Source organism: Paenibacillus sp. FW101-FHT12H11 (assembly GCF_058790355.1).
On sequence record NZ_JBYTCO010000005.1, the window covers coordinates 1 to 11,314 of the forward strand.

The 11,314-nt window shown below is 44.0% G+C and carries 12 protein-coding genes and 1 riboswitch; of the genes, 11 read left to right on the plus strand and 1 reads right to left on the minus strand.

The genetic code is table 11. From position 1 onward, the window contains the following. Positions 1-76: 76 nt before the first annotated feature. Positions 77-679, minus strand: coding sequence for a TetR/AcrR family transcriptional regulator (locus tag AC3WTJ_RS16645; RefSeq protein ID WP_492522716.1), 603 nt, complete (start codon positions 677-679; stop codon positions 77-79). A gap of 128 nt (positions 680-807) precedes the next feature. Here AC3WTJ_RS16645 and AC3WTJ_RS16650 point away from each other — a divergent pair, with 128 nt between their 5' ends. The 11 genes from AC3WTJ_RS16650 to AC3WTJ_RS16700 all read left to right on the plus strand — a co-directional run bounded on the left by AC3WTJ_RS16650 (position 808) and on the right by AC3WTJ_RS16700 (position 11,300). Next, positions 808-1,998, plus strand: a complete 1,191-nt coding sequence (locus tag AC3WTJ_RS16650) for an MFS transporter (RefSeq protein ID WP_492522717.1) — start codon at positions 808-810, stop codon at positions 1,996-1,998. A 110-nt stretch (positions 1,999-2,108) separates the two neighbouring features. Continuing rightward, positions 2,109-3,008, plus strand: a complete 900-nt coding sequence (locus AC3WTJ_RS16655; RefSeq protein WP_492522718.1) for an SDR family oxidoreductase — start codon at positions 2,109-2,111, stop codon at positions 3,006-3,008. 84 nt (positions 3,009-3,092) lie between these two features. After that, the gene (locus AC3WTJ_RS16660) at positions 3,093-3,821 is read left to right on the plus strand and encodes a carboxylesterase family protein (RefSeq protein WP_492522719.1); all 729 of its coding nucleotides are present in this window, start codon (positions 3,093-3,095) and stop codon (positions 3,819-3,821) included. After that, a complete protein-coding gene (locus AC3WTJ_RS16665) occupies positions 3,818-4,405 on the plus strand; it encodes a DUF2441 domain-containing protein (RefSeq protein ID WP_492522720.1) in 588 nt (195 codons plus the stop codon). Before AC3WTJ_RS16660 ends, AC3WTJ_RS16665 begins: the two co-directional genes overlap by 4 nt. Before the next feature lie 88 nt (positions 4,406-4,493). After that, positions 4,494-5,453: an alpha/beta hydrolase gene (locus tag AC3WTJ_RS16670; RefSeq protein ID WP_492522721.1), complete on the plus strand. Its 960-nt coding sequence runs from the start codon at positions 4,494-4,496 to the stop codon at positions 5,451-5,453. An 84-nt stretch (positions 5,454-5,537) separates the two neighbouring features. Next, positions 5,538-6,038: a CBO0543 family protein gene (locus tag AC3WTJ_RS16675; protein ID WP_492522722.1), complete on the plus strand. Its 501-nt coding sequence runs from the start codon at positions 5,538-5,540 to the stop codon at positions 6,036-6,038. Between the two features lie 66 nt (positions 6,039-6,104). Then, a riboswitch (ZMP/ZTP riboswitch) is annotated at positions 6,105-6,184 on the plus strand. 49 nt (positions 6,185-6,233) lie between these two features. Continuing rightward, on the plus strand, positions 6,234-7,310 hold the full coding sequence (locus AC3WTJ_RS16680) for a GNAT family N-acetyltransferase (RefSeq protein WP_492522723.1): 1,077 nt from the start codon (positions 6,234-6,236) through the stop codon (positions 7,308-7,310). Positions 7,311-7,384: 74 nt separating this feature from the next. Next, entirely contained in the window at positions 7,385-8,482 is a 1,098-nt protein-coding gene (locus tag AC3WTJ_RS16685) for a Gfo/Idh/MocA family protein (RefSeq protein WP_492522724.1), read from the plus strand. 22 nt (positions 8,483-8,504) lie between these two features. Further along, positions 8,505-8,867, plus strand: coding sequence for a hypothetical protein (locus AC3WTJ_RS16690; protein WP_492522725.1), 363 nt, complete (start codon positions 8,505-8,507; stop codon positions 8,865-8,867). A gap of 230 nt (positions 8,868-9,097) precedes the next feature. Beyond that, positions 9,098-10,174 carry a metallophosphoesterase family protein gene (locus AC3WTJ_RS16695; protein ID WP_492522726.1) on the plus strand — a complete coding sequence of 359 codons (1,077 nt, stop codon included), beginning with the start codon at positions 9,098-9,100 and terminating at the stop codon, positions 10,172-10,174. Positions 10,175-10,277: 103 nt separating this feature from the next. After that, on the plus strand, positions 10,278-11,300 hold the full coding sequence (locus AC3WTJ_RS16700) for an ROK family transcriptional regulator (RefSeq protein WP_492522727.1): 1,023 nt from the start codon (positions 10,278-10,280) through the stop codon (positions 11,298-11,300). Positions 11,301-11,314: the final 14 nt, after the last annotated feature.

Genomic DNA, 11,314 nt, shown 5'->3' on the forward strand with positions numbered 1-11,314 from the left:
TATCCAAATTTTCACTTTTTCCAATGCTTGAGTCTGTCACGGTAATTATTTAGTAGTTACTTTTGGGACAGCCTCTTCATCGTTGAGAAAAGGCAAAGGAGTCTCCTAGCATTCGCTCCACGACTTGTTGAAACGCCAACTTCTTAAGCTTCAGCGTATCCTCAGACCATGTGAAAATGCCTGGATCAAACATAAAATGAATGCCCATGAGCAAAATTTCCGCGGTTTCCTGCAGGTGCTGAACACGGAAAATACCTTCCGTCACCCCTTGCTCCAATATGCGGATCACGTAGGGTACGCTTTGCTGGACTGTCTGTACAAGAACCTTTTGATGAATAAATGCGTTATTCTCGTGATGCAGGAACTCAAGCATCTTACTTTCTTCCTCACCAGGTTCTTCTCCCCAAATGATCTTATGGAGTTTATCTTCCGTCGTCAGTTTGCTATCGGTTAAGGCGCTGATCGTATTCACTTTTTCGGTGACCAAGCTTTCTATAATAGCTGCCATAATGTCGCTTTTTGTCTTGAAATGATAATAAAATGTCCCTTGGGCAACTCCTAATTTTTTGACGATATCACTAACAGCTGTTTGTTCATAACCCTTACTGCTAAAAAGCTCTAAAGAAGCATCTATCATTTCTTGCCGTCGAATCTCCGGCTTTTTGGATACTCTTGCCACGGATTTCATTCCTCTCGTTGAATCGCTAATATTATTGTATTGACTGACTGACTGCAAGTCAATATAATGAGAAAGCAATAAGATAACTGACTGATTGTCAGTCAAATAATAAAGAGGAGATGATATTAATGAAACTCAGACTAATCTTGTACGTGATCGGATTCAGTGCCTTTGCCGGATCTCTTGGGCAAAATTTATATACACCATTACTGGCCGAAATGCAGAAAAACTTACACACAACCAGTTACATGATGAGCTTGACTGTTTCTTTATTTCTGGTTGCTCTGGCTGTCATGCAGGTCATATTTGGTTCATTAGCCGATACAAGAGGCAGAAAAAAAATTCTCATACCGGCATTAATTGTTTACGCGGTAGCGTCCTTAGGATGCGCTTTTTCCCATTCCATCGGTCTATTTCTTGTGTTCCGCGTCCTTCAGGGTATTGGTTCAGCAGCCATTCCAGTGGTTGGAGCTGCTGTTATCGGCGATATGTTCCGTGGGAATGAATTAGCCAAAGGGATGGCGACTTATCAGCTAATGCTGCTCCTAGCGCCTGCCGTTGGTCCGCTTCTCGGTGGTATGATCGGAGAGAAATATGGATACCAAGGCGTGTTTCTCTTTTTAACAGCTATCATAGGATTGTTATTGCTAGCCAACATGAAACTATTGGTTGAAACAAAACCTCAGGGAGCGACAGCTAAGCCTTTTGCTTTGAAATCATTCGGTGTGATTTTTCAAAATCATCTTAGTGCAGTCGTCTTGATCTATGGTTTTGCACAAAGCGTTGTGTATTTAGTTTATATCGTATTTCTACCGCATATCTTAGGGAATCTTTATCATGTGGCCGCAGGTAAAATTGGAGTCATCCTATTGGCTATGTCCGCTTCCACCATTATTAGTATTAAAATCGGAAGCTGGATGCGGAATCAGCTAGGTAATAAACCGAGTTTAGTATTCGCATTTTTGTTACAATCATGTACAGTCATCTTGTTTGCTTTAACAGCACACTTTTCTCTGCCGATGTTAATTGGTGATGTCTGTTTATTTGGCTTCGCAATGGGGTTGACCGTGTCGCTTCCTGTGACCATTCTAGCTGAACAATTTCCGGAGGAGCGCGCGACTGCAATTGGCATATACAATCTGGTTCGTTATTTGGGGATGGCGGTAGGACCTGTGATTGGCGCTAGACTTTATTCGGATACGGATCTAAAACCCTTGTTCCTGACCAGCGGTTTAGCATTTCTAGGATTAGTCTTCATTGGCGCGGTATGGATAGGTTTGAAACGTGCAGTGGAACCAAGCTCTTCAATCGTAAAATAAGATAGATTGGAAAGCGGGGGCGCTTGACTGCGGTCCTATTTTTCGAAATGGCACCAATGGTTAAATAGGCGAATACCCTATCTTACAAAGAAGAGCAGGGAGGATTCGCCATGATACCCATGTATCCTTATTTCGGTTATGAGACACGATGCCGTCTGCAGCCGTTAACCTTTCCACCTCAACATCAAAACGTACAGCCCGGATTAGAATATTTGATGAACCCAATCCCAATTTCCGATAACCCTTCTTACAAAGGAAGCGGTAAGTTAGCCGGCAAAGTTGCGATCATTACAGGGGGCGACAGTGGTATTGGCCGTGCTGTGGCAATCGGATTTGCAAAAGAAGGTTCCGATGTAGTCATTGTGTATTTGTATGAAAAAGAAGATGCGCATGCAACTAAGCAAATGGTTGAGTATTACGGTGGTCGATGTTTGTTGATTGAATGCGATTTAAGACAGCCACTGGCCGCTAAAGCGGTTGTGAAACAGACCTTAGAGCATTATGGCCGGTTGGATACGCTTGTATTGAATCAAGGGGTTCAATTCCCGCAGGAAAGCATTCTGGATATTTCGGATGAACAACTGGAAGACACATACCGTACGAATATATTTCCGCTATTTTATATGGCGAAAGCCGCACTTCCTTCCTTGGGGCCGGGAAGTACGATCATCTCTACGGCTTCTGTTACTGCTTATGCCGGGGCTCCGCTGCTTGTCGATTATTCATCAACCAAAGGTGCGATCGTATCCTTTACAAGATCGTTATCTCTCCAATTAGTGAGTAAAGGAATTCGTGTAAATGCCGTAGCTCCAGGCCCAATCTGGACACCGCTTATCGTATCCAGCTACTCTGCGGAGTATGTGAAAACTTTCGGTATGGAAACACCGATGAAACGTGCTGGGCAACCTTTTGAGCTTGCACCGACCTACATTTATTTGGCTTCAGACGATTCGTCCTTTGTGACGGGGCAGGTGCTTCATGTGAATGGCGGCATTATGACGGAAACGTAAGAGTTGAAATTATTTTTAAGAACTGCCGCGTATATTGCGGCTTTTTTATTTCACAAAAAAATTCGCAGAAGGATATAGACGATTATGAAGGAATTAATTGTAAATGATTTTAAAGTAGGAGGTTTCACAATGTCTGTATCCAATCATACTTTTAGCGAAGACATTCCCTTGAAAGTGAATATGAATTATCAATTGTACCTTCCATATGATGATGGAATAAACCGAGACACAAAATACCCTTTAATCGTGTTTTTGCATGGTGTTAAGAAGCGTGGTGAAGATATTAGTTTATTAAATAACTATGGACTTACCTGGATAGCAGAAGGAAAAAGCGATTTTCCATTTATTATCGTTACCCCGCAGTGTCCTACAGGCTCTAATTGGGTACAAGAATTCCATGCTGTTAAAGCTCTGATAGACGAAATGATCATGAATTACCCTGTAGATGCTGAGAGAGTTTATTTAACTGGATTTAGTATGGGCGGGAACGGAACATGGGATTTTGCTTCAAGAGCACCTGAACTTTTTTCAGCCATAGTGCCGATTTCAGGGTGGTTTGAGCCGGGACAGGTAAATCTACTAAAGGATATACCCATTTGGGCATTTCATTGTGTGGACGATGATGTTGTTCGAGTATCCGGGACAGAAGATATGGTTAGATCGATAACAAAGACAGGTGGAAACATCAGAGCGACGTACTACTCCGAACTGGGTCACAGCCATAAAGTTATGGAAGAGACGTATAACAATCAAGAATTATATACGTGGCTTCTGAAACATAAGAACAGCAGTATTCGGAGGATAGGAGAATGAATGATTCGGATGTTTATCACATTGTTACTGGGAATAAGATGGCTCTGGGGCAAGTAATCAATTTTGATCGTGACCAGAAAAACACAGTATACCGTTTCTTTTTTGAAAAAGAACAATTAAATGCCAAAGGCGAAGACTTTATTCAAATTTTCAATGATCATTACACTAATGATGGCTTGAAACTTGATAAAGAAAATGCAGAAGTAGCTGTTAAGTATGTAGGGCAAACAATTAGAGCTATTAGAGAAGCACTAGTTGAGTTGGTTAGACTTCAAGAGTACCCTGAGTATCCTTCAAGATTGACATGTTTATATGCTGCGAAAAGTTATGAAGACGCTTTGAAATGGAAAAACATTTTTGAATCCTATCATCGGAAAGTTTTGCAAATTGTTAGGCTTCGGGTTAATGGAAGTTACTTTGAGGGCGATGGAAATCTATTGCCTAAGGAGGATGCGATCCCTTTTTCCTTAAAAATTGAACAAGCTAGAGAATACTGGAAGGGGAATGTGAGCAACGAACTTCCGGAGCTTTTGATTAATGGAAAAATTGAAGTTATTGAAATAATCGATGAGTTCCCCGCTTAAGGATTTACAAACAAACAGATTACATTCCCCTCAAATGGGTTAATAAATTGGGACCACAAAATGAAACCAAATGAAAGGTGGTTCCAAAATGAAAAAGAAAATCGTACTTGAACAAGCCGCTCAAGATTTCGTAGAAGTTACAGCTAATCCACCATTTCTCTTTGATTTAGGACCGAAGAAAGGAAGGGAAGCCGTTGACGAAGTTCAAGACGGCCCCATAACAAAGCCGCCTGTTGACGTCGAGAATGTAACAATCCCGGGAGGGCCCAAAGGGGACATCTCCCTAACCATTTTTCGTCCACAAAACATCACGGCTTCTCTACCTGTGATTCTCTACACCCACGGCGCAGGCTGGGTCTTCGGAAATGTCCATACGCATGACCGATTAGTTCGAGAATTAGCGGTTGGGTCTCAATCCGCGGTTGTTTTTACAAACTATAGCCTGTCGCCCGAAGCAAAATACCCGGTTGCAATTGAAGAAGTTTTTACAGCTCTAAAATGGGTTGCCGAGCATGGTCATGAAAAGAGACTGCAATCCGACAACATATCAGTTGCAGGGGATAGTGTCGGTGGTAACATGAGCGCTGCCATTACCTTAATAGCCAAAGAGCGCGGCGGCCCTCGGATCCGCAAGCAGGTTCTCTTTTATCCAGTCACTGATGCATCGTTTGAGACGGAATCTTATAAAGATTTTTCAACAGGATATTTCCTTCGCCAGGATGCTATGAAATGGTTCTGGGACCAGTATACAACTGATCCAGGGGAAAGAGCGGAAATAACCGCTTCACCATTAAGAGCTTCCATGGAACAACTGAAAGGACTTCCGGAAGCACTTGTGATTACGGCTGAAGCAGATGTACTAAGGGATGAAGGAGAAGCCTATGCGAATAAACTGAGAGAAGCCGGGGTTCGGGTAACAGCTGTACGCTTCCAAGGTACAATCCATGATTTCGTTATGCTCAATGACTTAGCGGACACAGCTGCAGCTAGAGGGGCTATTCTGCTTGCAACTGCATGGATTCGTGAAAGGGAGAGAAACGTATTATAATCGGACGTGCAGGAAATCTGAATACCTATACATGCATTAGGGGATTATAAAAAGTAAAACGATCCAATTGTATGGGGTATTCGGATGATTTTCATTGCTATGGCTGTATTATCTGTCCTTTCGGCATGGCGTTGGGGAGACTGGAGAAATTGGCAAAAATATCATGCAACAATGTTATATTTCTTGCTTGGAGACGTATTTTATGTTCTGCTGACAAAAGATTACCCGCTATGGCAGCACCAACCCATGCCGCCAATTGATAGTACGATAGGGACTGAAATATGCTGTTTGGCTGCATTTGCAGCTACAACGCTGATATTTCTTGGTTTATACCCCAAAGGAATTGCGAAGGCAGCATTATGGATAGGATTATGGGTCGTCATTTATTCCCTCATTGAGGTCATCTACATGTTTACAGGAGCGATCAAACATTTTCATGGCTGGACCATGCAGTATTCCGTCGTGTTCAATATCATCACGTTCCCCATGCTTCGTTTACATTTTAGTCGGCCAATCCTTACGTATGCGATTTCCATACTATTCGCTATTGGATTATTAGTCATATTCAAAGTTCCAATTAAATAATCCCAGAAAATAATCTTCCTCTTCATCTAGACGCCTTTATTTTTCCTTTGTATAATAAAGGGAAATTATGGTATGCGTAACTGGCGAAACGTAGAGGACTACGGGGGAGCGCATATGGCATATAGCCGATCGCCTGGGCAGAGCGTTTGATCCATTGGGTCAAGTGCTCTTTTTATTTCTGAGGAGATGATGTCGATGAAGAGGACAAGGCATGTCGGAGTTGTGCTGTACGATAAGGTAGATACGTTGGATTTTACCGGTCCCCATGATGTATTTGGGGTAGCCGGGTACTTGGGTAGTCATTTTCACGTTTTTACGGTAGCCGAAAAGGCTACTCCGCTGACTACCGTTAGCGGCATCACGATCACGCCACATTTTAGCTTTGATACTTGCCCAGCCATTGATATTCTCATCGTGCCTGGAGGGTGGGGAGCCCGAACAGAAATAAATAATTTACGTCTGATCAATTGGTTGCGAGAGGTGGCGAACAACGCTGAAATTGTGCTTTCGATATGTACCGGTGCCTTGTTGCTGGCGAAAGTGGATATATTGGAGGGGCTTCGCGTGACAACGAACCGGATGGCGTACGACCTTTTACAAGGCATGCTTTCTCCAGGTACGACGGTTGTGAAGGATGTACGGTATGTGGATAACGGAAAAATTGTCATGTCGGGCGGTGTAACTACAGGTTTCGATGCAGCGTTACATGTTGTAGCCAGGTTGTTCGGAGAAGCATTGGCGATGGAAACGGCAGCACGGTTGGAGTACCTCTGGCAGAGCAAACTGGACATTCGCAGAGCAGAACTGGCAGATGCTGAGTCAGTGCGAGAGCTTTTGGTACATGCCGCAAGGTGGATTGAGCGGACGCAGGGCTTTATACAGTGGCGAGAGGAGAGGTTTTCACAAGCGTATGTGTTCGATTTGATTCAACAGGATGAGTTTTTTGTGGCGCACATGGATGGAGAGCCCGTCGGCTGCTTTTCCATTCAATGGAGGGACGAAGAGATCTGGAGAGAACAGCACCATGAAAATGCTGGCTATGTACACCGATTGGCGGTCTCTCGGGACTATCCAGGCATGGGCATTGGCACGCGGCTGCTCAATTGGGCGGAAAGCTATATCAAAGAACAAGGGAAATCTTGGATACGCTTTGATTGTATGGGAGATAACGCGGCACTCAATAGATATTATTCCCGTGAGGGATTTGCGTTTTGTGGACGCTATGAAGCGCAAGGGTGGGCTGCGCACTTGTATGAACGGCAGATCCTTTAGTAAAATAAAATCTAGCAAAACATGTCACTTTCCTATTATCTTAGTGGCATTTAACGAAAGAGAGGAGAACGGCCATGTCATTAATAGAATTCGGTATTGTCGGCAGAGGGTGGAGAGCCGATTTTTATTTGCGGATTGCCAAAGCGCTGCCCAAGCATTTCGCCGTCCGGGCGATGCTAGTCCGTGACGAGGAACGCGGCAAGGAGATTGAAAAGGAGTGGGGTGTGAAAACCTATCGGGATATGGATTCTTTCGCTTCAAGCGGGTCACTTCAGTTCGCGGTCGTATGCGTTCCATGGGAAGCAGCGCCCGTCTGCACACTGGAACTGGCCGAGCGGGGAATTCCCGTATTGTCAGAGACGCCTCCAGCTAAGGACATTCCTACTATGATCGACTTGTACGAATCGCTGAAAAAGCTGAAAGGACGCGTACAGGTAGCTGAACAATACTTGTATCAGCCGATGCATGCTGCGCGAATTGCTTTTGTGAGATCCGGTAAACTGGGCGACATTTCTCAAGCGCAAGTCTCAGCTGCGCACGGTTATCATGGTATCAGTTTGATACGCAAGCTGCTGGGCATTGATTTCGAGAATGCCGTCATCATGGGACAGAGATTTACGTCGAATCTGGTGAAAGGCCCTGGGCGTAATGGACCTCCCGAAAGTGAAATCATGGCTGATTCTGTCCAAGATATCGTTACTCTTTCCTTCGGAAATAAGCTGGCACTTTTTGATTTTACTGGAGACCAGTACTTTTCTTGGGTTCGCAAAAATCGTATACTCGTTCGTGGAAACCGCGGAGAACTAACAGACGAAACGTTCCGGTATTTACGGGATTTCAAAACACCGATATACGGTGATCTTCGAAGAATGGATACTGGCCATAACGGGAACCTTGAAGGCTATTATCACCGAGGCATTACAGCTAATGATGAATGGGTATATGAAAATCCATTTGTTCCCAGCCGATTATCTGATGATGAGATTGCTATCGCTACGAGTTTAAATAAGATGGCGGACTATCTGCAAGGTGGGCCGGAATGCTATGGGTTGGAAGAGGCCATGCAGGATCATTATTTGTCTATTATGATGCAGGCTTCCATCGAGTCGGGAGAAGAGTTAACGACAACAACGCAGCCTTGGGCGCAAGGCGGTATAAATGCTTCCTCCTAAATGAACGGGTATTGGCGGGATCTTGTACTTACAGGAGGAGCATCCGTTTCTCAATGTCTTTGATGATGCTACCGATGCGACCGAATTGCTCACACGCTATCCTTACTTTCACACGGAAGAGCCCCTTCGAATCGAGGGAATTGTTCCACATTCTGATCCAGCGGCCAATCAGCAGGGTGTTGAATATGTCTGGAGCTACAGTTTCAGCAATATACTGAATGCCTTGATTGCTGCTGACCTGCGATTGGATTATCTTCATGAGTTTCCGTATGGGAACAACCAACGATTCCCTTTCATGGCACAAGGCGAGGACGGATGGTGGCGATGGAAAAACACCGCTAACCATATTCCCCTCACATTCTCGCTGCAAGCCACGAAAGGATGAAAAATAACAACATCGGGAAAAAGCTTGAGAAATCAAGCTTTTTTTATTTTTATACAGAGTCATGTTTCCCTGTAGCTCAGGTCGGATCTTATCGAGTTGTGTGAAAATGTTGTAAAGAGACCTCAGGTTGTTTATATAACCTTAAGGTGCACCAAATTCCCTGTTGACATTCCAACGTTATGGTAATTCATATCGGAATTCATCATGGAAGGAAATGGAGTGTGGTAGGCGTGAAAATAGGACTATTGAAAGTTGGGTTATCGCTTGCTTTATTCACTGTTCCCCTCAATGTTAAAGATGAGGAGAAGCCTAGACTATCCTTCCCCGTTATTAGCGATATACACGTACAGTCATGGGATAAGCAGTCTCAAGATAAGTTTGCAGACGCACTGCAGGACTTAAACGTTCTGAATCCGAGTTCCGATTTGCTTGTAATCAATGGAGATTTAACAAACGGAATGTCAGCTGACTATGAGGCATTAAATGAATTGGTGAAGTCAAATCCGCATCCGAAGAACATGGCTTGGACCATTGGGAATCATGAGTTCTATCAAGCATGGTTCGATCCAAACCGAGTATGGCGCGCAGAATTATTCCCAAATAAGGAGACGGAGCAGGCTTCCATATCCCGATTCTTACAGCTTACAGGTGAAAAACAAGTCTACTATGACAGGTTCATTCAAGGGTATCATTTCATTTTTCTTGGATCCGAGCAATATCGGCAATCCAATGAGGCGAATCTGGAAGATGCTTATTTATCCCAAAAGCAATTGGACTGGTTGAGCACGAAGTTGAGGGATGATGTAGATGCCGGTAAGCCGGTTTTCGTTTTTTTGCACCAACCTTTACCCAATAGTGTGGCGGGCACGCATTTCTGCTGTACGAATAACAGAGCGATCGTTCAGCATGAGGAATTGAAAAAAATATTGTCGGGTTACCCGCAGGTGATCTTCTTCTCCGGCCACACGCATTGGGAATTGAAATCCCCAGATACACTTGTAAAGGATAGATTCACCATGGTCAATTCATCGTCTGTTCAACAGCCATGGACAAACAACGGCAACGGCGGCGAAGTGGCGTTAGGCCCGGAAGAAAGCGAAGGTCTGTATGTTGAGGTCTACAAGGATAAAGTGGCAATTAAAGGACGTGATTTTTATCGTCACCGTTATATTCAAGAGGCACAATTCTTAGTCGCATTGGGGGGAAATGACAAAGAGACAGAACGCTTTCACATCGCGGAAGGATTGCCGCTAGCGGAGCTATTTCATTGGTTAAACATGCTTGGAAAAGACTGGATTAAAGGTTAGGAGGCGTATTGCCCTTTTTTGCAACTTCTGATAAGATGAACCTAAACTTATTAAATACATTTAATAAGTGATATTGTTTTTAATAGGAAAGGTTCTGATCGATATGACAAATGTCTTCAAGACGCCGAAAGAGCTAAACGAACCGTTAATCTACCGTATTCGCGCAGGACTCATCTTATTAGGAAGCGCAACAAAAGCGGAGCTCAGTCAGAGATTGGGGATCAGCTTTCCGACGATTAGCAAATTTATTGCTCAAATGGAGAAGGACGGAGAAATCCGTTATTCCGGCGATGATGATTCCAGCGGAGGCAGGAGGGCAAAGCGGTATACCTATGATCCTGAGTTCATGCTGGGACTAGCCATTTTTATCGAGAAAAATGAAACGAATTATTCGATATTCAACTGTCTTGGGGAGGTCAAAGAGCAGGGGACCAAACCAAGTGTCATACAACAAGATGCTCAATTGCTGGGAGATCTTATTGAAACGTTGATTGAGAAATATCCAAGGCTTCGTTCCATAGCGATTGGAGTGCCAGGCGCGGTCGACAATGGCAAAATTATTTTTATCCCCCCCTATCAGCAGTACTTTAACTATGATCTGAAAGGGGAGTTCGAATCCAAATTTCAGATACCGGTCGTGGTTGAAAATGATATGAATGCATCGGTGCTTGGCTATGCGTCAAACTACGAGATAGAGAATGAATCGCTGATCTATCTATATTTCGGCCAGAACGGACCAGGGTCCGGCATTATGATCAATGGCGACGTTGTGCGGGGCAGTACCTTCTTCTCAGGTGAAATTTCATTCGTACCCCAGTATGAGAATAAGACGTTCCTGCAAGCCTTGAAAAATGGAGGCAGCAACCATCGAATGTTATTAGCTGAAGAGGGGCAGATTGATGCGATCGCACGATTAATTGCCACATTCACTGCGATTATCAACCCTCAGACAGTCGTTTTCTGTGAGGATGAAGTAGACGAAGCGCTTTTGGATAAGATTGCAGCTAGAAGCTCGGCCTACATTCCGCAAGAACATTTGCCTCAACTCTTAAGGAGCAATTGGAGAGAGGACTACCTGGCCGGCTTGCAGAATTTAGCATTAAATTTGATGATTACGGATAGTTAAGAACGGAACGAAAG

What these genes read in the sequence shown, in the direction of transcription:
- AC3WTJ_RS16650 (WP_492522717.1), top strand. Translation starts at nt 808, where the DNA reads ATGAAACTCAGACTAATCTTGTACGTGATCGGATTCAGTGCCTTTGCC.
- AC3WTJ_RS16685 (WP_492522724.1), top strand. Translation starts at nt 7,385, where the DNA reads ATGTCATTAATAGAATTCGGTATTGTCGGCAGAGGGTGGAGAGCCGAT.
- AC3WTJ_RS16675 (WP_492522722.1), top strand. Translation starts at nt 5,538, where the DNA reads ATGATTTTCATTGCTATGGCTGTATTATCTGTCCTTTCGGCATGGCGT.
- AC3WTJ_RS16660 (WP_492522719.1), top strand. Translation starts at nt 3,093, where the DNA reads ATGAAGGAATTAATTGTAAATGATTTTAAAGTAGGAGGTTTCACAATG.
- AC3WTJ_RS16655 (WP_492522718.1), top strand. Translation starts at nt 2,109, where the DNA reads ATGATACCCATGTATCCTTATTTCGGTTATGAGACACGATGCCGTCTG.
- AC3WTJ_RS16670 (WP_492522721.1), top strand. Translation starts at nt 4,494, where the DNA reads ATGAAAAAGAAAATCGTACTTGAACAAGCCGCTCAAGATTTCGTAGAA.
- AC3WTJ_RS16680 (WP_492522723.1), top strand. Translation starts at nt 6,234, where the DNA reads ATGAAGAGGACAAGGCATGTCGGAGTTGTGCTGTACGATAAGGTAGAT.
- AC3WTJ_RS16700 (WP_492522727.1), top strand. Translation starts at nt 10,278, where the DNA reads ATGACAAATGTCTTCAAGACGCCGAAAGAGCTAAACGAACCGTTAATC.
- AC3WTJ_RS16665 (WP_492522720.1), top strand. Translation starts at nt 3,818, where the DNA reads ATGAATGATTCGGATGTTTATCACATTGTTACTGGGAATAAGATGGCT.